Consider the following 21,469-nt stretch of genomic DNA (forward strand, 5'->3'; position numbering starts at 1 on the left):
GACTCGAATTCGAGATATTAACAGAAATGATTTACTCTTTTTGTAGAATTAGAGGAAAAGCGTTAAGCAATCAAGAATAAACTCTTTAGTAGACATATGATATAGGAGGGGGATGAAGATCCATTTTTTGATTGAAAGGGATGTGTAACTTTTTAATAGAAATTATGGATAATCAGAAGATAAATTTTCACACATAAGGAGATAAAACAATGGAAAAAAACAAATTACTAAGAATGGATAATGTCGGCATCGTTGTAGAATCCCTTGATGACGCAATCTCTTTCTTCGAGGAAATTGGCTTGCACCTCGAAGGCCGAGCCACAGTCAAAGGGGAATGTGCTGGTCGCGTAACCGGATTGGGTTCTCAGAGCGTAGAGATTGCTATGATGGTTACCCCAGATGGCCCCAGCCGACTTGAACTTTCGCGATTTCTCACCCCTCCTACTATATCAGATCACCGGATTGCTCCTGTAAACACCCTCGGTTATATGCGCGTCATGTTCACCGTTGAAGACATTGACGAAATGGTATCCAGGCTTAGTAAGTATGGTGCTCAACTTGTTGGCGAAGTTGTTCAGTACGAGGACTCGTATCGGCTCTGCTACATTCGTGGAATTGAAGGGCTTCTAATCGGTTTGGCAGAACAACTCGAAAAAAAATAAGAAAGTGAGGTTTTATTAAAATATCACAGGGAAGGGCATGGTCTATTAAATAAAGCGGTTTGGAGAAATGTAGTTCAAAAATGTGATTTTATTAATTTGGAGGTAAGATTAGATGAATATAAAATTTGATCAAAACAATGTCGTTATTAAACTCTGTATGAGTGGGATAAATATGGAGGATGGCGGAAATATTGAAGGTGCAACCACGATGTTCCATCAAGCATGGCACAAAGCAAAAGACGACTATGAAAGGTTTATTGCAGCTTATCATTTAGCTCGTAAACAAAAGAGTATTACAGACAAATTGAAATGGATGGAAACCTCTTTACAGTGTGCACTAAATATAAATGATGATAATGTTAAGAGTACATACTCAACGTTATATTTAAACATTGCCAAATGCTATGAGGAGTTGGGGGATTCTGATAATGCACAAAGAAATTATGAATTGTCAAACTCATATCGCGGTGTACCTTCTGATAAAGGACCATTTTACCACGGGACAAAGGCAGATTTACAGGTTGGTGATTTGCTGAAAGCGGGGGGGGGGGATTCAAATTACAAACCTGGGCTTAAAATGAACCACATTTATTTCACTGCTAATACCAATGGTGCACGACTTGCAGCAGCATTAGCAAAAGGGAAAGGAAGAGAACGCGTTTATAAAATAGAACCAACAGGTGAATTTGAAAACGACCCAAATGTTACTGACAAAAGTTCCCGGGTAACTTAACACGATCTTATCGTTCTCAAGAACCTTTAAGAATTATTGGTGAAGAAACTGAGTGGGCAAAACTGACAACTATGGAGCGAAGTGAATGGCGGAAAAATTTAGCCAAAAACAATAGCGGAATTATAAACTGAAAATATTTAAAATGGAGTAAAATAGTTATTTTGTTTGCAATTACCAATATTCCGCAATTGGGTGCGTTAGTTTAAGATCTAATTCAAAATATCTCGAAGTCAATTCTTATGTATAAGGGGGCTTATCTTTGACAAGCTTTCATGCCAAATGGAGGTGTTTTAGAAGAAATGAGATACTTTATACTTCATCAGGATATCTTTTCGGTTGAAGTAACTATTGATAAAAAGGAATAATAATGGGTGTAGTGAAGTTCTGTTCCACAATGGAACAGAACCTTTTTTATGCAACGATCAAAAGTAAATAGGAAAAGGTTTTCACCTTAAATTAAGATTAAGAATAGAGGGCCAAGCTCTCAATTAAAGTTTCCCTTCATTTTTTAAAATGGATCATTCCCATTTCTGTCGTAAAATCAAGGGGTTTTTGTAGACTTTTGTCGAACGAATGCAGGTAATATTTTGAAAATATTTTTATTTTCAAAATATTGTTGAAATTACACACGACCCTATGTATAATTCAGTCTAAGAAAGCGTTTCCATATAACTTGATATGTAATAACTTAACTGTTTGTGGAAACGTTTTTATGTTAGAGGGATGTTCTACAAAAAATTGTTTTGAGGGGGTGGGTCTAAAAGGAGGATTGACTATCGCTTTCATAATAGAGGAGGGACATAACGAATTATGATGAAAAAGAATTCTAGTTTCATTGTTGCGATGATTCCAGCTGGTATTGCACTGAACTGGGTGGCTAACTCCATAGTAGAGATGCTGAAGCTGCCATTGTTTCTGAATAATATCGGAACGGTACTAAATGCCATAGTCTTAGGCCCGCTTTGGGGTGCGGCGACCGCTTTAATGACCAATGTAATTTTAGCTCTTATTGTGCGATGGACGTACTTACCTTTTGCTCTTGTCGGAATATTTGTCGCTTTTTTAGCCTACTTCTTCTATAAAAAAGGGTGGTTTAAGAAAGCTTGGAAAGTCATGACGGCGGGTGCCGTGACGGGGATTTTAGCTTCAGCCGTGGCCACCGTCATTTCGGTGTATGCTTTTGGCGGATTTTCTGGACATACCGTGGATGTATTGACAGCAGGATTGATCGCTTCTGGGCAGGAAATTTTCAACGCCGCTTTTGTTGCGAACATTCCGGGAACGGTCGCTGACAAATTATTGACGTTCTACATCGTATGGATGATTCTTAAAATCTTTCCGGTCCGATTCCTTCCAAATGCCAAAGACATCAGAGAGAAAATCGGAATTGCCCCGAAGAACAGTGTAGGCAAAAAGAAAACGGCATAAAAAAGAACATCAATACAATTTAATCTGGGAAATCGAGTTGTATGATGCTCCAATTACTTACTTGTAAGGATATAGAAAAAGAGAGTAGAAATCAAAAGTTATGACTTGGTTGAATGTGTGGAAAAGGATCGAATTCGTTTTTTAACCTATTGGGTCCTTTTCCCTCTATAAAGAGGAGGGGTGGCCGTTGGATTTGCGAAGAGATGCTTTGGAGCTCCATCACAAATACCGTGGAAAACTTAGTGTGGAAGTGAAGGTGCCAGTGGAAAGTAAGGAAGACTTGAGCTTAGTTTATTCCCCGGGAGTCGCAGAACCTTGTAAGGAAATCCATGAGAATGAAGAAGCTATCTACGATTATACCATTAGAGGAAATCTAGTTGGCGTCGTCACAAATGGAACCGCAGTTTTAGGGCTTGGTGATATAGGGGCTGGGGCTTCCTACCCTGTGATGGAAGGCAAAGCTGCATTATTTAAGCTGTTTGCTGACGTAGATGCCTTTCCGATCTGTATTGACCGTAAAGATCCTGATGCATTCATCGATGCTGTGAAGGCGTTAGAAACGACCTTTGGAGGAATAAACCTCGAAGATATTTCCGCCCCCAACTGCTTTTACATTGAAGAAAAATTGAAAAATGATCTTCAAATCCCTGTTTTTCATGATGACCAGCACGGGACGGCTATCGTGACTGCGGCCGGATTGATCAATGCTTTGAAAGTCGTTCAAAAGAAATTAGAGCATGTGAAAGTCGTCATCAATGGAGCCGGAGCAGCGGGGATCGCTGTTGTCAAACTGCTCGTGAATATGGGAGTCGGGGAGATCATCCTTTGTGATTCAAAAGGTGCGATCTACGAAGGCCGTCATTATCGGATGAATCCTCTAAAAGAGGAGGTCGCTGCCATGACCAATGAAACAAGGGTGACAGGAGAGTTATCAGAGGTTTTGGAAGAGGCGGATGTCTTTATCGGCGTTTCTGTTGCAGGAGCTTTGACCAAGGAAATGGTGGTTTCAATGAATCGTGACCCTGTAATTTTTGCAATGGCTAATCCCATACCAGAAATCATGCCAGAGGAAGCTGGAAAGGCCGGTGTCGCAGTGATGGGTACAGGGAGATCTGATTTTCCGAATCAAATCAATAATGTATTAGCATTTCCGGGAATTTTCAAAGGTGCCTTGAGTGTTTCGGCGAAAGAAATCAATGAAGAGATGAAGGTTGCTGCTGTGGAAGCCATTGCTTCTTTAGTAGATCACGACCGATTGAATAAAGATTATGTCATACCTGACCCATTAGACGACCGTGTTGTCGATCAAGTGTCAAGAGCTGTAGCCGATGCTGCCATCCAGAGCGGCGTAGCCAGAAAGGTTAAAATGACGGATAAAGTGGAGGTTAAGCGATGAAATTTTTGCGGTTTACGATCGAAGGAGAGAAGAAAACAGGGATATTTGAAGATGGACTGGTGAAAGAAATTTCAGGGGATATCTTTAAAACCTGGGGGTATACAGGTGAAACCTATTCAACAGAAGAAATCGAATGGTTGGTTCCCTTAGAGCCGAATCAAGTGATAGGGATCGGAGCGAATTTTGTAACTGAGGTAGACGACCTGCCGAAAGAAGGACCCGATATGCCGGTTTTCTTTTTCAAGCCGAACAGCTCTGTCATTGGTCCCTCTGACGCCATTCAAATCCCTGAAACCGTCGACGAAGTAAAGTTTGAGTCCGAACTGGCTGTTGTTATTGGGAAAAAAGCGAGTGGACTAACAGAAGAGGAAGTCATGGATCATATTTTCGGTTATACCATTGGGAATGATGTGACGGCTCCTCAATATTTCCATGAGAACGGTCATTGGACGCTGGGTAAATCATTCGATACGTTCACTCCTCTAGGGCCAGTGGTAGAAACAGAGTTTGACCACACGAAGGCCGTTGTAGAAGCTTATCATAATGGAGAGAGAAAGCAGAGCAGTTCTACAAAATTAATGATCGTCACAATAGAACGGATGATTTCGTATTTGAGCAAAGTGATGACACTACAACCTGGGGATCTCATTCTCACAGGGAGTCCGGTTGGAGCAGAGTTTTTGAAAGAGAATGATGAAATAGAATGCCGGATCGAAGAGATCGGTTCTCTTAGGAACCCTGTAAGTAAGGTGAAGCAGAAGACAAGCGTTTCCTAAGTCTCTTTCAACTCCTTTATAAAAACGTTTCTACATCTCTAACAAGATTCACACAAAGAATGTAGAAAAAATATCTTTATTTTCTGAAAATTATTGAAATAACCCCTTCCTTTCCTGTATAATAGACACAATTAGAAAGCGTTTGCATGCGATGCTGTAAGAGGTTGAAGCTAATTTTTTATCTATTTGCATAAAAACGTTTCCATAATGATAGGAAGTGGTGACAATGACTACGATCAAAGATGTAGCTAAAGCGGCAAACGTATCCATCTCCACGGTTTCGAGAGTGTTGAATAATAGTGGATACTGCAGCGGAAGCACGAGGGAAAAAGTGTATAAAGCGGTAGAAGAACTAAAGTTTCAGAAGAGCATGGTTGCAACGGCCATGATTAAGAAAAAAACCTCGACCCTCGGGTTGATCATTCCAGATATTAAAAACATCTTCTATGGAGAATTGACGCGGGCCATTGAGGATCAGGCTCATCAACATGGCTTTAACGTGATCTTATGTAATACGGACAATGATTTGGAAAAAGAAGCGGAATACCTGAATTTTCTGTTGAGAAAAGGCATTGATGGCATCATTTTTTCCACACCTGAAATAAATGATAGGAACATCAAAGAGGTCATGAAGAACCGGCCCGATCTCCCAATGATTTTATTAGGAAGCCAAGTGGAAAACGTCAAGTTAGATGAAGTCCTGGTGGATAACTTTGAAGGAGGCTATCAAGCCACCGAGCACCTTTTAGAGTATGGGCATCAGAGGATTGGCTATATTGGTGGACAGAAAGATTCTTATGCCACGGTGGAAAGGTATAAAGGTTATTGTAAAGCGCTTGAAGATCATAGTCTTCAACCCACAGATCATTATGTGCGGTTGGATGAATTCAAAATCCATAGCGGGTACCACAAAGGGAAAGAATTGTTGGCCCTTCCTGACCGGCCCACAGCCATCTTCGCAGGAAATGATGCCATTGCGGTCGGGGTTTACAAGGCAGCAAGGGAACTGGACATTTCTATTCCGGAGGAACTTTCTGTAATCGGTTTTGACGACTCTCAATTCGCGGAAATTGTGGCTCCTGAATTGACGACGATCCAAACCCCAACGGCGGATATGGGAGAGAAGACCGTTGAATTGGTTGTCAAAATCATAACGGAAGGCAAGAATTTCAAGGAAACGATCACTTTTCAGCCGACGCTGATCGAACGGGGATCAACAACAGTGTTAAATGATAACCATCTCGTACAGAAATACCCATCCTAACTTTATGAAGGAGGAAAAAGCGTGAATAGTTTGTACCTGCCCAAAGATAGTTTGATTCACAGCTTGGACCCAAGGACGAAAATGATTTTTGTAGCATTTGTCGTTGCCAGTTCATTTATTATGAATGAGCCGGCCCTCCAACTCTTATTGTTGGTTGCTCTTTTTCCGCTCGTCGTTATAGCGAAACTCGTAAAGCCCTATTTGATTTCCATTCAATTCCTGCTGCTCTTTGCTGTCCTCATCATGACCGTTCATGGAATCTATAATCCGATAGGTGTCACACCAGTATTTGAAATTTTTGGAGGCTTGACTTTTAAGTATGAGTCTATGGTTTATGCGTCTGTGATGTCTTTCAGAATTCTGGTTATCGGTACAGGTGCTGTTCTCTTCGTCATGACGACCCACCCATCTGACATGGCTTCAGCACTTGTGAAATGGAAAGTCCCTCATTCTTTTGCGTTTATCTTATTATCAACCTTCCAGATCATCCCGATCATAGCCCGTGAAGCGAAAATCGTTATGGAGGCCCAGCAGGCGAGATGTCTCGATGTGAAAGGAAACATTATTCAACGTGTGAAGAATTTAGTCCCCATGTTTGCTCCATTGTTTATCATTACATTTATGAAAGTGCACCAACTTTCTTACGTTCTTGAATGCAGAGCCTTTAGTAGAAAAGGAAACAAAACAAGCCTCCGCGAGACGAATATTGGATCCCTCGATTATTCTTTCCTCCTTGGGATGCTTGCTGTACTGGTCTTTGAAATATACTTGAAGTTGTTCATGACGGGATCCTTGCAATGGACAACAGACGCTCTATTAACCTATTCCCTTATTGGAACTTGGGTCGTATGCGGGCTTATGCTCATTAAGTTCCTGGTCAAAAGAGTCCAAGGGAAATTCGGAGGTGTGAATTGATGCCTGAACAAGCGATCGAAGTCAAAAATCTCACATTTGAGTACCCTGATACGGAAGAATCCGTCTTGAAGAATATCAACTTTTCCATCGACTATGGTGAAATCCTCGGCATCATCGGTCCTACAGGTGCTGGAAAATCAACATTAGCTATGTGTGTGAATGGCCTTGTGCCTCAAGTGATCCAAGGAGAGATGGAAGGGGAAATCAAAGTCAAAGGCATGAATGTCCACGAAAGTAATGTGGCTGCGATGTCTGAACATGTCGGCTTTGTTTTTCAGGAACCTGAGAATCAATTGAGCCAGATGACGATTGAAGAAGAAATCGCCTTTGGTATGGGGAACCTGGGCGTCCCGCGGGATGAAATGCTTATCCGCATTAAAGATGCACTCTCTCAAGTCGGCTTGGAAGGTTTCGAAGAACGCAGCCCGCTTGCCTTATCCGGTGGGCAGCAACAGCGTCTCGCGATTGCGGCAGTCTTAGCGATGAGACCGACCATCATGATTATGGACGAGCCGACATCCATGCTTGATCCAAAAGGGAAGAATGAAGTCTACGATGTGTTGAAGAATCTAAAAGCCTATGGAATGACAGGAATCATCATCGATCATGAGGTAGAGAGAATCGCCGCCTATTGTGATAAGGTCTTAGTTTTGGACGAGGGCGAAGTTCAAATGTTCGGCACGACGGAAGAAGTTTTTACAGAAATCGACCGCTTGCATGAATTGACCTTACACGCCCCGCAAGTGACCGAATTCTTATCACAGTACAATAAAGCGTACAATGGGGATGCAGCGCTTGCGACAACACTCGAAAAAGCTGTTCAATCTTATGAAAGCGCAAACAAATAACGTTTGAGGGGGCAGAAACGATGCAACCATATATGTCTGTGAAAAATGTCTCTCATGTTTACCCGAACGGTGTGACAGCGATCAAAGATATCAATCTCGATATTTATGAAGGAGAAGTCGTCGCGATTCTTGGTAGTAATGGCTCAGGAAAGACGACGCTCGTGAAGCACTTCAACGGGCTGTTAACCCCGACCAAAGGTGAAATCACCGTAGGTGGGTTAAACACGAAGAAGGAGAAAATATCCAAGCTCTCAAGCTTAGTCGGGTATGTCTTCCAAAATCCGAATCACCAGACGTTTCTTCCTTCAGTGAGGAAAGAGTTGGAATATGGCTGTACCAATTTGAAAATGTCTGAAAGTGAGATCGAGGAAAGAGTCAACAAAGCCATTGAGCTGTTTGAACTGGAGGAGAGCCTCGATGATAATCCATTTGATTTGAATTCAAGTCAGCGGAAAGAGGTGGCGATGGCATCGATCATGGCGGTTTCCCCTAAAGTGATCGTCCTGGATGAACCGACGACGGGGCAGGACCATAAAGGTTGTAAACGTGTCCTCGACTTAGTGAGGATGTTCAAAGATCATGGACACATCGTTGTTTTGATTACCCACGATATGCACCTGATCGGGGAATTGAATTGCCGTACAGTCGTCATGAATCAGAGTAGGAAAATTGCCGATGATCAAGCGGATATCGTTTTTTCCCACAAAGGTGTCATGGAAGAAGCGGGCCTTCAGCCACCGCAAATCACAAGCTTCGCCAATGAGTTATCAAATTTGGATTCAAATAAAACGTACTTAACGATCGATTCCATTCTTTCGTGGATCAAAGAAAACAAAGAGAAGAAAGAGGAGGCTGTTCAAATTGGCTCAGGATCTTAAATGGAAAGCAAAAGCAAATCGACCAGAATCAGCAGATCAATCACAATATCATATTCGGTGCCGTCCCGGTGATGTGGAGAAATATGTATTGCTTCCTGGGGATCCGGAACGTGTGGGACAGATGGCTGAGCTATGGGATGAGAAAGAACATATCGCGACTTACCGTGAACATGTGACCTATACGGGTAAAGTGGGCGGCGTAGGAATATCCGCCTGCTCGACAGGAGCGGGTGGTCCATCAACGGCAAGTGCTTTGGAAGAGCTCGCAGAAGTAGGGGCGGAAACCTTCCTGCGTGTCGGAACATGTGGGGTGATGCAGGAGGACATTTCACCAGGTGACTTGATCATCTGTGCAGGTGCTGTCCGCTACGATGGGACAAGTGATCAGTATGTCGACCAAAAGTTCCCTGCGATTGCAAATCAGGAAGTGGTGATGGCGACGATCGAGGCCGCTGAGCGACTAGGCGTGACCTATCATGTGGGCATTGGCTACACGGCAGCTTCCTTTTTCTGTGGCCAAGGACGTCCAGGGTTTAACAATTATAACCAGAGCTGGATGCATACGATCATGGACGATATGCAGCGAGCTGGTGTCCTCAACTTCGAAATGGAAGCCGCAACGGTTCTGACCTTGAGCAGTTTATTCAATTTAAGAGCGGGGGCTATTTTTACAGCAGTTGCCAACAGAGTGAAAGATGAATTCGAATATAAAGGGGAAGGCGTGGAACAATCGATCGCTGTGGCGACAGAAGCCATCAAAATCCTGAGCCACTGGGATCAGTTGAAGAAAGATTCAGGGAAGCCTTACTTTTACCCATCCTTATTAACGCAACAAAATAAAGTTGAAGGAGGAAGTGTTCTATGAAAATCGGAATCGTTGGAGGCACAGGTTTTTACAATTTAGTTGACGGCATGAAGGAAGTGCAGGTATCAACAGAATATGGTGATGTCGTTGTCTATAAAGGGCAGCATGAAGGAAAAGAAATCTATTTCCTGCCGAGGCACGGGAAATCGCATGACAGCCTTGCCCACCAAATCAATTACCGGGCAAACATCATGGCACTGAAACAGCTCGGTACAGATCATGTGCTTGCAATGTGTGCCGTTGGTTCATTGAATCCTAATATCCCTGTCGGAGCGCTTGCACTCCTGGATCAATTTATGGATGTCACGACGAAGCGTGTATCGACTTACGATAAATACTCTGTGGAGATCACTCAGCCTTACTGTCCGGACTTGAACGCCACGTTCTTAGAGGCAGCCAAAGAGCTGAATATGGATATAACACCAAAAGCGAATTACATCTGTGTGGACGGCCCCCGTTACGAAACAGCATTGGAAATTAATATTTATAAGCAATGGGGAATGGATGTTGTCGGCATGACGAATGCGACAGAAGCGATTCTGGCAAGAGAACTGGGCATCGCTTATGCGGTCGTTACGATGTCTACAGACCTCGCGGCAGGAACGACGGACGTTCCGCCAGATCTTGATACACATAAAAATGTGGTCATTGATAATCAGGATAAAATCAGAGACCTTTTCTTGAAAACGATTGAACTTGCGAAAGATGACAAACCATCGATTGCGCACGAAGCTTATGCGAGAGCTTTAAAAGCCCGTGAAGAAAAGCTTGAAAAATTAGAAGCGACGAAGGTATAAGATGAGCGTTGTCATCAGTCAGGCGGAATGGATCGACAGGGAAGGTTCAGTGAGAACGGGTGACCTTGTGATCAAGGAGGGGAAAATCGAGAAAATTTTTCCTTCTGCTTCCTACCCCGGTGGCACTGAAATGCAAAAGGTGGATGCCAGCGGGCAGTTGATGATCCCTGGCATGACGAATGCCCATTATCACTCTTATTCCAACTTGCTCAAAAGTACAGAAACCGACCTGCCTTTAGAACTATGGTCCTTATATACAGTTGCCTATGGCCATTCCTTAACAGATGAAGATATTTATTTAGCGGTTCTGCTGGGAGCAGCAGAAATGATCCGTAGTGGGGTGACTTCTTGTTTGGACCACTTCCCGCATATTTCGAAATCGGAAAGCGCCTTAGAAGCCTATTTCGAATCGGGGATCCATGTATCCTTTGCTCCTATGATCCACGATGTGCCTGATCATCAATTTCTTCAGTTAGAATTACCGGATGATATAAGAAGAAAAATGGAAGTCCCACCAAGATCGTTAGCAGAATTGAATGATTTCTACAGCAACTTGATCGACAAGTGGCATGGAAAAGCGGACCGGATCCAGCTGACGGTGGGTCCGAATGCCCCCCAAAGGTGTTCCGCTGATGCCTTGGAGTTATGTGATCAACTTAGCAGAACCTATAATCTTCCTATTCATACCCACCTTTTGGAAACGAAAATCCAAAGAGATTATGGGAGGCGCCATTATGGGGAGGGCGGGGTCATTAAACACTTGGATCAAGCCGGCATTCTCGATAACCGCCTCACCGCTGCACATGCAATATGGGTGGATGACTGGGAAACGGACCTTCTCCAGGAGCGTGGGGTATCGATTGTCCATAATCCGGCAAGTAACATGATTTTGGGCAGTGGAAAAGCGCCGGTCTTTGATTATTTACAAAAAGGGTTGCCCGTGGGATTAGGAACCGATGCTTCCAATTGTGGAACCACTCACAGTCTCTTTGAAACGATGAAACTGGCAGCCATGATGCCGCGGATGTGCGAAAGGGATCCTGAAAGATGGCCGGACGCCTCACAAGTCTTTGGAATGGCCACTGTCCAAGGGGCGCTTGTACTGGGAAATGAAAATCGAAAAGGTGATATTCAGGAAGGCTTTGACGCCGATCTTGTTTTCCTCAATAAAAACACGACGACATGGGCGAATACTCATGATGCCGTTACCCAACTGGTCTTCCATGAAAATGGTTCTTCCATCGATTCCGTCATGATCCGGGGAGAATGGGTAATGAAAAATAAGGAGATCACATCATTTGATGAGAAACGAGTGATCCAGCGGGTGCAGGAACGAGCAGATACGCTCAGCGAAAACAGTGCAGAAGCTGTTGAACTCGCTGACCTGCTAAGGGTTCATGTGGAAAAGTTTTACCATCATTTTTATAACTGGAGGAATGAAAGATGAGTTATGAATTATTGAAAAAAGAACTACAGCATGTATCCCATAAGGTTTATCAAAAAGGGTTCACCCAGGCGACGGGTGGAAATATCAGTGTAAGAATTCCAGGGACAGACTATGTGCTTATTAAAAGAAGCGGGGTCAGCCTCGGGGAAGTGAGCAGGGAAGATGCACTCGTTGTCAATATGGAAGGGGAGGTCATCGAAGGACAAGGAAAGCCCTCGAAAGAAATCGGTTTTCACCTCGGGGTCTATAAAGTCCGTCCTGACGCCAACGCGGTCGTCCACTGCCATCCCAATTACGCGATTGGATATGCCTGTTTAGGAGAAGAGCTTCCCCTTCCTACCGTGACGGCAAGGAAACTTCTCGGACATGTGCCAGTGGCAGACGTCGCTCCATCCGGATCCAAGGAGCTTGCGCAGCATGTGACCGACGTTTTCACCCAGTACCCGGATATCAAAATTACGTTGATGAAGGATCATGGCGTCTGCTCAGTCGGACCGACTCTTGAAGCAGCCTACAATGTCGTCGATCTTACAGAAGCAACAGCCAAGCAGGCCTTTATTTTAACTCAATTACGCGCAGGTGTTCCGGTCACAAACTAATGGGAGGGGGATTATCATGACTGATATTCAACAATTGGTGCAGCGTTATCAAGAAGAAAACCTAGCACTTCCGATCTGGTTCGAAGAGGGAACGTTGAAAGTCATCGATCAGACAAAATTACCTTTTTCTGAAGAGGTTCTGACATATGCGACGGTGGAAGAGTTGGGAGAAGCGATCCGTTCCATGCAGATCCGCGGTTCAGGAGCGATCGGCATCTGCGGGGCCTATGGCCTGTACTTAGCGGCCCTTGTCTCGGATGGCGATCCAGAATCCGTAAAGGAAGCTGGTGCCTTATTGAAAAGCACACGCCCGACGGCTGTGAACTTGATGAAGACGGTAGATGAAATGACGGCATCCATCAAGGGGGCAGGGCAGACACTAATCCGTGTGATGGAAGCGAAGACTGTGGAGATTCTGGAGCGTCAGCTTGCCTTTGAATATGAACTCGGCAGACATGGGGCTGACTTGATCGAGGACGGGGATACGGTTATGACCCACTGTCATTCCGGGGCCCTTGGCGGAGCCGGCTATGGAGGGAGAGCGTTATCTGTCATCCGTACCGCCCACGAGCAGGGAAAGAATATCCATGTCATCACTTGTGAAACACGGCCTTATCTGCAGGGAGCCCGGATCACGGCGTATGAACTGAAGAAATTCGGAATTCCCCATACGTTGATCACCGATAACATGTCAGGATTCTGTATGAGTACAGGGCAGGTTGATAAGGTTGTTGTAGGATCGGATCGGGTGTCTGCAAATGGTGATTTAGCCAATAAGGTAGGCACGTACATGCATGCACTGGCCGCTAAAGAACATGATATCCCGTTTTATACAGCAACATCCAGCCATACTATAGATTTCGAAACACCGAGCGGGACCGATATAGAGGTGGAAATGCGTGATTCTAGCGAAGTCACCCACTTGAAAGGCATCGCGATCGCTCCTATAGGAACTAATGCACTCTATCCATCCTTTGATATCACGCCGAATGTAATGATCAGCGGAATCATTACCGAAAAAGGCGTAATCACAGCTCCTTACTCAACGAACTTGAGGAAGGTGAATGCCCAAGCAGCGGATAAAGTCTCCCAGTAAGTACGGGAAGGAGGAACTGATATGGTAAAAGAAGCTATTCTCGCATTGGTTGCAGGAATCTTCATTGGCGTCGTTTTTAAATTGATCAAACTTCCTTTACCTGCCCCTCCTGTTCTCGCTGGTGTGCTTGGTGTAGCAGGGGTGTATATCGGCGGCAAAATCATAGAAATGCTTTATATGAGAGTACAATAATGATGGGTTAAAAGAGGAAGGACTTATGAGTTAATATGTGCAAATCGAATCGGAAAACTGAACGTGGACCAGGCCTTGTATGAATTCATTGTTTCTGAAGCTCTTCCGGAGAGTTGTGTGGCGAACGAACAATTTTGGAGTGATTTTGAAGCCCTGTTGGAGGGTCAGGTACTGTCAATAGTAGTCGTGTCTGCAGCCGCTGCCGTTGCTCCATAATGGCCTAATCCAAAGAGCAGAGCAGACACGATAGCACCAGTCCACACAATAACTAAGGTTGGGTTATCCCTCCCCGAGCAAGGGGAATGATCCCTAGAAGCATGTCATAGTAAATAGATTAGATACATCACAGACATTTAATATTTATAATTAAACAAAAAATTCTCGTTTACTCCATCTTCTGCGCTATCAAGATTTGGTGAGATGAAATAAAACAAACGGTTCTGGAGTTAATAGAAACAGTGGAAGATGAAAACTATAAGAAAAGGAAGTAGGCGCTTGTCCCCTGCTGGGTTAATGCTTTAACACACCGGGGGACAAGCGCGTTTTTTATTGAGGCTTTTACCTTGGTTTATCCCATATTTATACTTAATTCAAGCCTGAATCCTCTTTGAATTAACGAGGTTTATTTGCTTTTTCTTCAATAATTCATTTGTGATTTCTAAATTTTTTAAAAATTCAGTTTACAAAATTATTAATCTCTTATACAATTTCCAGTATACTGTATACAGAAATTTGCGGGTGGAGTGATTCATGAAAAGGGTCAATAAGAAGATGTCGATAACAGAGCAGACGTACGATTTACTGCGTCAGTCTATTGTTTCTGGTGAGCTCTCTCCTGATCAAGAATTACGGGAAGAGAAAATGGCTAAGCAGATCGGTGTCAGTCGAACACCGCTGCGTGATGCTTTGCGCCGTCTTTCTATGGATGGGCTCGTTGTCCTGCGAAATGGCAAACCAGCCAAGGTGGCTACGTTTACGATGGAAGGTTCATTACATCTGATGGAGGTCCGCACGCTGCTGGAAACACACAACCTCCGAACGATCACCCCTATTTTATCTAAGGAAATCATCGAACAACTGCGGATTAATGTATCGAATCAAAGGAAAGCGATTGCAAAAAAAGATTACGAGACTTTTGTTGAGCTGGATCGGAATTTTCATTTATTGCTTACAAAAGCCAATAGGAATAAGAAGCTGCAAGATTTAATTTTGCAAATGAATTCAGGGGATTATCGTGCATTTATCATCCTATCGAACACGCTGTCTCAAAGTGCCGACGCTGCTTGTGACGAGCATGAAAGCATATTGGAGGCGGTACAGGAAGGAGATGTGGAGAGAGCTGTCGAAGCGATGAATATACATATGAACAATATTGTAAAACGAATTACACAATAAGACATAGGAGGAGTACATATGAAAAAGGTAATGGTTCTATTCGCAGCTCTGATCATGTTAGCCGCTTGCGGACGCCCGGATTCAGGCGCTGGTGATTCAGAGGATGGCGGGGAAAGTCACAAGATCAGTATTGCTCACTTAGTTTCGGAAGATCAATCGTCTCATATTGCAGCGGAATCTTTTAAAGAGAAGGTGGAAGAAGAATCAGATGGGCAAATTACGGTCGAGCTTCACCCGAATGGGGAGCTTTATCCATCTGATCGCGAAGCAATTGAAGCGGTCCAGCAAGGCAACGTGGAAATGACGATTCCGGCGGTTGCGTCAATCTCTTCTTTTAATAAAGACTTCATGGTATTTGACCTTCCTTTCTTATTTGAAGACTATGATCAGGCTTATCAAGTGTTAGATGGAGAGATTGGACAGGGACTGCTTGAGGATCTGACAGAACAAAACATCAAAGGACTTGTTTTTGCAGAAAATGGTTTCCGTCATCTATCGAATAACGAGGGGCCGGTGGAATCTCTGGAGGATATTCAGGGGTTGAAAATGCGTACATTGGAAAGCTCAGTTCACACGGCAACCTTCAATGCCCTCGGAATGAATGCTTCACCTTTCGCTTTCGGTGAGCTTTATACAGCCCTTCAGCAAGGGACCTATGATGCAATGGAAGCGCCCGTCTCATTGTTTTATACGAATAAGTTCTTTGAAGTACAGAACTATTTGACAATGACGGGCCACGTGTATGCGCCGACCGCTCTATTGATGAACAATGAATTTTACGAGAGTCTGTCCACAGACTTGCAGGAGTTAGTCGTCGAAGCTTCCGAAGAATATCGCGAAGAACAAAGGGAACTGGCTCAAGAGCAGGATAGTGAGTTTCTAGAAGAATTAAAAGCAGAAGGCATGGAAGTGAATGAACCTTCTGAGGAATTGATGGAATCCTTCCAAGATGAAGTGGAACCAGTGTATGAAGAATTTGAAGAAGAGATTGGTACGGATCTCCTCGAAGACGTTCGAAATGCCAGTGAATAACGACATGAAAAAGGGAGGCGGCTGCCTTCCTTTTAATACATAATAGGGTGGGACAGTCATGGCGAAGATTTTCGCAAACTTTGAAAAAGGTATACTCGTATCAACACTAGTCCTGATGGTCGTCCTCATTTTTGGGCAAGTTGTTGGACGGTACATTTTCCAATCCGCTCCAAGCTGGACGGAAGAAATCGCCCGCTATTTGCACATTTTTCAAGTATGGATCGGCGCAAGCTATGCCGTGAAAATGAGAGAACATATACGAGTCGATGCGTTCATTACCCTGTTTCAAGGAATAGGGAGAAAAATACTAGAATCGATCAGCGTCATTTTGTGGTTTTCGCTCGTATTATTTTTAGCAATATTTGGAACTGCTCTTGTGATGGACACCATCAGCTACGGTCAGCGGTCTCCTGCGATGCAGATCCCGATGTGGCTTCCTATGGTCGCTGTACCGATCGGATCTTTGGGGATGGCGATCCGATTAGTTTTCCAGCTTATTGAGATTTGGAAAGGGAACTATGAAAGACCAAAAAGTGAGGGGATTGCCACATGAGTGTCCTTCTCTTATTTGGAACGCTGCTCGTCTGTTTGCTTATCGGAGTACCAATCGCGATATCTCTTGGGGTATCGGCTTTAACAGCCATTTACTTCGGAACGACGCTCCCTCTTGATATCATCGTTCAAAAGGCCTTTACTTCATTAGATTCTTTTCCGTTATTAGCCATCCCCTTCTTCATGCTTGCCGGCATATTGATGGGGAAAGGCGGCGTGTCTAAACGACTGCTTCACTTAGCAACCTCCATGGTCGGCTGGATGACCGGCGGATTGTCGATGGTTACAATCGTCGCCTGTATGTTTTTCGCAGCGATTTCAGGATCAGGACCCGCAACCGTTGCCGCCATTGGCGGCTTCATGATCCCAGCGATGATCGCCAAAAATTATAAACCTGGCTTTGCTGCCAGTGTACCGGCTGCAGCAGGTTCAATCGGAGTTATCATTCCGCCGAGTATCCCGTTTGTTATCTACGGCGTGACTGCGAACGTATCGGTCGGCGATATGTTTATCGCAGGGATAATCCCGGGGATGCTTATCGCCGTACTATTAATGGTAACCGCCTATATCATTTCTGTGAAAAATAACTACCGCCCGGAAGACGGCTCCAAGACGACCGGCAAAGAAGTGGTTCGCGCCCTAAACGATGCGAAGTGGGCGCTGTTTATTCCAGTAATCATTTTAGGCGGAATTTATGGCGGTATCTTCTCTCCGACAGAAGCGGCAGTCGTATCTGTCGTCTACGCTCTTATTATCGGAGCTTTTATTTACAAAGAACTGACATGGAAGACCGTTTATGACTCGTTCATCCAAACGATCATCATCAATTCAACAACGATGATCATTATCTGCCTGTCCGTTTCCTTTGCCTATTTCATGACACTCGTCCACATACCGGATCAAATATCAAGTTACCTGACGGGATTGACGACAAATCCGATCTTCATATTGATTGTCATTAACCTGTTGCTCCTGCTCGTCGGTATGTTCATTGATACGATATCAGCTGTTGTGATTTTGACACCTGTACTGCTGCCGATCGTCACAGAGTTCGGCATTGATCCTGTCCATTTTGGTGTCATTTTAGTAGCCAACCTGGCGATCGGATTTGTCACCCCGCCTGTAGGCGTCAACCTGTTTGTCGCCTCCACCGTCGGAAAAGTGAAATTCGAAAAAATCGTCGTAGGCGTCATTCCGTTTTTAGTGGCCATGATTTTCGCTTTGCTTATTATTACGTATGTACCTGCGTTGTCGATGTGGCTGACGGAAATGTATCGATAGTTTTCGGGAAAGTCTTTCAGAGGAATGGTTCTCTGTAAGGCTTTTTTTGTATGACTTAAATTGATCCAGGTTATCGTCAACTATGGGTCTCTTAAGATCATTCATAAGAAAAAACATCCCCTTAGTGGAGGACCTCATTTTCTTAGATGCGATTAGTAGCAAATAAGTTTCACTATAAGAACTCCTTACTTAGAGGAATCTACCCTATTCATGACAACAATTCTCTAATACAGATTTAGTTGCAGATTTGGGGGTGAAAGTGGGTATATCTCGAAACTGAGTCTTAAAGATAAGGGCAGGATTGTGGAAGACTCAGTTTCGAGATATTGGAGGGTTTTGAAACTCAACTTGGAGTTTAATCGTACATAATATTGAGTTGATTTAGACCTTTAAAAACATTTAGCATAAACTGAAGTGCGTAATATTAATCATTAATATTCGAAACAGGAGGTGTTTTTAAATGCCGGTATGCCAGAACTGTGGAAGTCAATGGACGTGGTCAGAATCTATTAAAAAATCATTTCAATTTTATAATGGAGCTAAATGCCAATACTGTGGGGAAAAACAGTTCCAAACACAGAAAACTATGAGAAAAGTATCTTTAATAACAATGATTCCATTACTAATGTTACCTTTTGTTGTAGGTTTTGAAGTTCCTATTGGTATTGCGTTGATTATTTTTGTAGCTGCTGAATTCCTTTGCTTACTTTTATTTCCGCGTGTATTAGAATTGTCTAATGAAGAGCATCCCCTTTGGTAAGGTGTTATCAAAAGAAATGAAGTAATAAAAAGAATAGAGACAATAAGTCACAAGGTTAAGGGAGGAGACTATGAAAGTTATTATTAGAACAGGTGAATTGAACGATGCGAAAACGATCTTAAACCTTCAAAGGGATGTAATTACTGAAGACGAATATTTGATTTCAGTACCAGAAGAGTTTAATAAAACTATAGAACAACAAAGAGATTCGATTCAGAGGTTATTAGAAAATGAAAGAGAAACTTTATTTGTTGCTGAAATAGATAAAGAAGTAGTTGGGTGGATAGCATTTCAATCACCAGACCGCCAAAGATTATCACATACAGGTTCATTTGGAATGATGTTACATAAAGACTTTAGAGGTCTAGGGATAGGTGCAAGACTAATTAAAAAGCTATTACTTTGGACAGAAGAGCACCCCTGTATTGAGAAAGTGAGTTTAGGAGTTTTTTCAACAAATAAAAGAGCAATAGACCTTTATAAGGGAATGGGCTTTATAGAGGAAGGTCGAAAGAAAAAAGAAATAAAGTTAGGTGAAAATAAATACGTTGATGATGTTCTTATGTACAAACTAGTTTGAGTACTATTATCCGAAGTTATCTCCAATCTAAGTCTTGAGCAATCTGGGGCGATTCTCATTCAGTAGGACCGCCTTTTTGTTAACGGGTAGGTTTCCTTAAGAGAGTTATCAAACTAACATAAAGGTGGGGGATCATGGACAAAGTATTGCATAAGATAGCTGATTTGGTTTGCAGTAAAGAAAAAATTATTATTGGTATTTCTGGTCATGGGGCTTCAGGAAAGACAACATTTGCAAACAATCTTATAAAACAATTAGGACAAAATGATGTGAACTATATTAATACAGACCCGTACATTATTGGCTCATCTAATATTAGGAAGTACGCTACTATAAATTACGAATATAAAAATGAAAATCATCATTATAAAATGACAGCTTGTCACCCAGGCGCCCATAATATATCAGCCTTAGAGAGAGACATACATATGCTTAGAGATGGGATGGATATTTATACAATAGGTACCCACTATAAGAAGAGTCAATTAATTTCTTCGCAAAATAAGTTATATTTTATAGAAGGTATGAGTGTTGCATTTGCTAATCCAGAGTTGTTTGATTTAACAGTGTACTTATATACGGATGGAGAAACAGAATTTAGAAGACGATCTTCTCGTGATGTGACTGAGAGAGGAATGGATATAAATTTCTTAAGGCAATCTCATGAAGAGCGTAGAATTCAATATGAATTATTTATGCATCCCTACTATAAAAATTTTGATGTTGTTATAAAAAATTCCGATGAAGAGTTTTTTCTAGAAAAATGTGATTTATATTAACATATTGGAGGCGCGATGGTTTGGAATCTACCCAAGATGTCTCGAATTCAAGTCTTCCTGAATTGGGGGCGAATCCTTAACAATAAGGTTCGCCTACTTTAGATATTCTTGGGGTAAGTTAGGTGAAGACTCTTTTTAAAAATGATTTTAGACCTATTAATAAAGCAATTGTATTAATACCATATAAGAGATTGTGCCAACCGCAATGGATAGAAGCATATTATTCCTCCAGAAATGAATCATGACTGTAAGAGTTAAGGATATGATCTCTGGAATTCCGTGAGTACCTGAAAAAAATGTTACATCTCTTAAGCAATAAATGACTAAAAAACCAAAAATGGCTGATGGTAAAACTTTTCCAAGATACTGAACATAATCAGGGGTAGGTTTATTGGATGAGAAAATAATAAAAGGAAGGAATCTTGTAACCATGGTCATTAAAACAATGATTCCTAAAATTACAATTTCTTGTGACATTGTCATTGTTCAAGGACCTCTCTTATCTTTGGACTTTTTTTCATAAGGACAAGCATACTTAAAATAACTATCAATGATGGCAAAATGAAATGACTGGGTCCTAATAGTATTAGACATAAGAGGGAACCTCCTATTCCTACAATAGAACTTTGGTGATTTTCCTCGTGCATCCACTGTTCTAAAAAGATAACGGTAAACAATGCCGTCATCACAAACTCCAGACCTTCTGTATTAAACTTAAGATAAGAGCCAAATAAACCACCGATTGTTGCTCCGAGTACCCAATAAAAATGGTTGAGGATGGTCACAAAAAACATAAACCATCCTTTGTCAATGTGGTCAGGGATCTTGGCTGTACTGTTTATGGCAAACGATTCATCACACATTCCATAGATCAAATAATATTTCTTAGCACCCGTCGCGTTGTATTTATCTAAAAGAGAGATCCCATAAAACAAATGACGGGAGTTTAATATAAGCGTTAAGAAAGCGGCATTTAATGGATTAAATGCCCCAAGCAGCAAATGACCTGCTACAAATTCCATAGATCCTGCAAATATAAAAAAACTCATCAAGGTGGCGTATAATGGGTGAAAGCCTAATGATTGCATGAATATTCCATAAGCCGTTCCTACAAACATAAAGCCTGTTAATATAGGTAAAGTTTTTGGAAAAGCTGCTTTAAAGGCCAAATAAAACCTATCTTTCCTTTTCATT

Annotated in this window: 23 protein-coding genes and 1 pseudogene; 22 read left to right on the top strand and 2 right to left on the bottom strand. The window is 42.6% G+C overall.

Annotated elements, in window-relative coordinates; all coding sequences use genetic code 11:
• The first annotated feature begins 209 nt into the window (after positions 1–209).
• The 22 genes and pseudogenes from ACGTNH_RS04485 to ACGTNH_RS04590 all read left to right on the top strand — a co-directional run bounded on the left by ACGTNH_RS04485 (position 210) and on the right by ACGTNH_RS04590 (position 20,275).
• Positions 210–662, top strand: coding sequence for a VOC family protein (locus tag ACGTNH_RS04485; protein WP_394585287.1), 453 nt, complete (start codon positions 210–212; stop codon positions 660–662).
• Between the two features lie 448 nt (positions 663–1,110).
• Positions 1,111–1,526: pseudogene (gene arr / locus ACGTNH_RS04490) on the top strand (NAD(+)--rifampin ADP-ribosyltransferase).
• Positions 1,527–2,205: 679 nt separating this feature from the next.
• The gene (locus ACGTNH_RS04495; RefSeq protein ID WP_394585288.1) at positions 2,206–2,823 is read left to right on the top strand and encodes an ECF transporter S component family protein; all 618 of its coding nucleotides are present in this window, start codon (positions 2,206–2,208) and stop codon (positions 2,821–2,823) included.
• A 187-nt stretch (positions 2,824–3,010) separates the two neighbouring features.
• Positions 3,011–4,219, top strand: coding sequence for an NAD(P)-dependent malic enzyme (locus ACGTNH_RS04500; protein WP_394585289.1), 1,209 nt, complete (start codon positions 3,011–3,013; stop codon positions 4,217–4,219).
• The gene (locus tag ACGTNH_RS04505) at positions 4,216–4,995 is read left to right on the top strand and encodes a fumarylacetoacetate hydrolase family protein (RefSeq protein WP_394585291.1); all 780 of its coding nucleotides are present in this window, start codon (positions 4,216–4,218) and stop codon (positions 4,993–4,995) included. The genes ACGTNH_RS04500 and ACGTNH_RS04505 overlap by 4 nt, the downstream gene beginning before the upstream one ends.
• A gap of 226 nt (positions 4,996–5,221) precedes the next feature.
• Positions 5,222–6,259 carry a LacI family DNA-binding transcriptional regulator gene (locus ACGTNH_RS04510; protein ID WP_394585292.1) on the top strand — a complete coding sequence of 346 codons (1,038 nt, stop codon included), beginning with the start codon at positions 5,222–5,224 and terminating at the stop codon, positions 6,257–6,259.
• A gap of 21 nt (positions 6,260–6,280) precedes the next feature.
• Positions 6,281–7,174, top strand: coding sequence for an energy-coupling factor transporter transmembrane component T family protein (locus ACGTNH_RS04515; protein ID WP_394585294.1), 894 nt, complete (start codon positions 6,281–6,283; stop codon positions 7,172–7,174).
• A 65-nt stretch (positions 7,175–7,239) separates the two neighbouring features.
• On the top strand, positions 7,240–8,022 hold the full coding sequence (locus ACGTNH_RS04520) for an energy-coupling factor ABC transporter ATP-binding protein (protein ID WP_394585296.1): 783 nt from the start codon (positions 7,240–7,242) through the stop codon (positions 8,020–8,022).
• Between the two features lie 20 nt (positions 8,023–8,042).
• Positions 8,043–8,900, top strand: coding sequence for an energy-coupling factor ABC transporter ATP-binding protein (locus tag ACGTNH_RS04525; RefSeq protein ID WP_394585298.1), 858 nt, complete (start codon positions 8,043–8,045; stop codon positions 8,898–8,900).
• The gene (locus ACGTNH_RS04530; RefSeq protein WP_394585299.1) at positions 8,884–9,765 is read left to right on the top strand and encodes a nucleoside phosphorylase; all 882 of its coding nucleotides are present in this window, start codon (positions 8,884–8,886) and stop codon (positions 9,763–9,765) included. Before ACGTNH_RS04525 ends, ACGTNH_RS04530 begins: the two co-directional genes overlap by 17 nt.
• Positions 9,762–10,562, top strand: coding sequence for an MTAP family purine nucleoside phosphorylase (locus tag ACGTNH_RS04535; protein WP_394585300.1), 801 nt, complete (start codon positions 9,762–9,764; stop codon positions 10,560–10,562). The genes ACGTNH_RS04530 and ACGTNH_RS04535 overlap by 4 nt, the downstream gene beginning before the upstream one ends.
• Position 10,563: 1 nt before the next feature.
• Positions 10,564–12,009, top strand: coding sequence for an amidohydrolase family protein (locus ACGTNH_RS04540; protein WP_394585302.1), 1,446 nt, complete (start codon positions 10,564–10,566; stop codon positions 12,007–12,009).
• Positions 12,006–12,608 carry a class II aldolase/adducin family protein gene (locus ACGTNH_RS04545; RefSeq protein WP_394585303.1) on the top strand — a complete coding sequence of 201 codons (603 nt, stop codon included), beginning with the start codon at positions 12,006–12,008 and terminating at the stop codon, positions 12,606–12,608. The genes ACGTNH_RS04540 and ACGTNH_RS04545 overlap by 4 nt, the downstream gene beginning before the upstream one ends.
• Positions 12,609–12,624: 16 nt before the next feature.
• Entirely contained in the window at positions 12,625–13,704 is a 1,080-nt protein-coding gene (gene mtnA, locus ACGTNH_RS04550) for an S-methyl-5-thioribose-1-phosphate isomerase (protein ID WP_394585306.1), read from the top strand.
• A 21-nt stretch (positions 13,705–13,725) separates the two neighbouring features.
• Complete coding sequence (locus ACGTNH_RS04555; protein ID WP_394585307.1) at positions 13,726–13,896, top strand: DUF1427 family protein; 171 nt, start codon at positions 13,726–13,728, stop codon at positions 13,894–13,896.
• 750 nt (positions 13,897–14,646) lie between these two features.
• Complete coding sequence (locus ACGTNH_RS04560; protein ID WP_394585309.1) at positions 14,647–15,291, top strand: GntR family transcriptional regulator; 645 nt, start codon at positions 14,647–14,649, stop codon at positions 15,289–15,291.
• Between the two features lie 18 nt (positions 15,292–15,309).
• A complete protein-coding gene (locus tag ACGTNH_RS04565) occupies positions 15,310–16,323 on the top strand; it encodes a DctP family TRAP transporter solute-binding subunit (RefSeq protein ID WP_394585311.1) in 1,014 nt (337 codons plus the stop codon).
• A gap of 58 nt (positions 16,324–16,381) precedes the next feature.
• Positions 16,382–16,876 (top strand): TRAP transporter small permease, encoded by a 495-nt coding sequence (locus ACGTNH_RS04570; RefSeq protein WP_394585314.1) that lies wholly within the window; start codon positions 16,382–16,384, stop codon positions 16,874–16,876.
• On the top strand, positions 16,873–18,156 hold the full coding sequence (locus ACGTNH_RS04575; RefSeq protein WP_394585316.1) for a TRAP transporter large permease: 1,284 nt from the start codon (positions 16,873–16,875) through the stop codon (positions 18,154–18,156). Before ACGTNH_RS04570 ends, ACGTNH_RS04575 begins: the two co-directional genes overlap by 4 nt.
• Positions 18,157–18,616: 460 nt before the next feature.
• Positions 18,617–18,916 (top strand): TIGR04104 family putative zinc finger protein, encoded by a 300-nt coding sequence (locus ACGTNH_RS04580; protein ID WP_394585318.1) that lies wholly within the window; start codon positions 18,617–18,619, stop codon positions 18,914–18,916.
• A 70-nt stretch (positions 18,917–18,986) separates the two neighbouring features.
• Positions 18,987–19,496: a GNAT family N-acetyltransferase gene (locus tag ACGTNH_RS04585; RefSeq protein ID WP_394585319.1), complete on the top strand. Its 510-nt coding sequence runs from the start codon at positions 18,987–18,989 to the stop codon at positions 19,494–19,496.
• Between the two features lie 134 nt (positions 19,497–19,630).
• Entirely contained in the window at positions 19,631–20,275 is a 645-nt protein-coding gene (locus ACGTNH_RS04590; RefSeq protein WP_394585321.1) for a uridine kinase family protein, read from the top strand.
• A 156-nt stretch (positions 20,276–20,431) separates the two neighbouring features.
• On the opposite strand, the gene ACGTNH_RS04595 is transcribed toward ACGTNH_RS04590, so the two are convergent.
• Both ACGTNH_RS04595 and ACGTNH_RS04600 read right to left on the bottom strand, forming a co-directional pair.
• The gene (locus ACGTNH_RS04595; RefSeq protein ID WP_394585324.1) at positions 20,432–20,758 is read right to left on the bottom strand and encodes a branched-chain amino acid transporter permease; all 327 of its coding nucleotides are present in this window, start codon (positions 20,756–20,758) and stop codon (positions 20,432–20,434) included.
• Positions 20,755–21,468 (bottom strand): AzlC family ABC transporter permease, encoded by a 714-nt coding sequence (locus tag ACGTNH_RS04600; protein WP_394585326.1) that lies wholly within the window; start codon positions 21,466–21,468, stop codon positions 20,755–20,757. The genes ACGTNH_RS04595 and ACGTNH_RS04600 overlap by 4 nt, the downstream gene beginning before the upstream one ends.
• Between the last annotated feature and the right edge of the window lies 1 nt (position 21,469).

This window comes from Halobacillus sp. B23F22_1, assembly GCF_043497005.1.
Lineage (GTDB): Bacteria > Bacillota > Bacilli > Bacillales > Halobacillaceae > Halobacillus_A.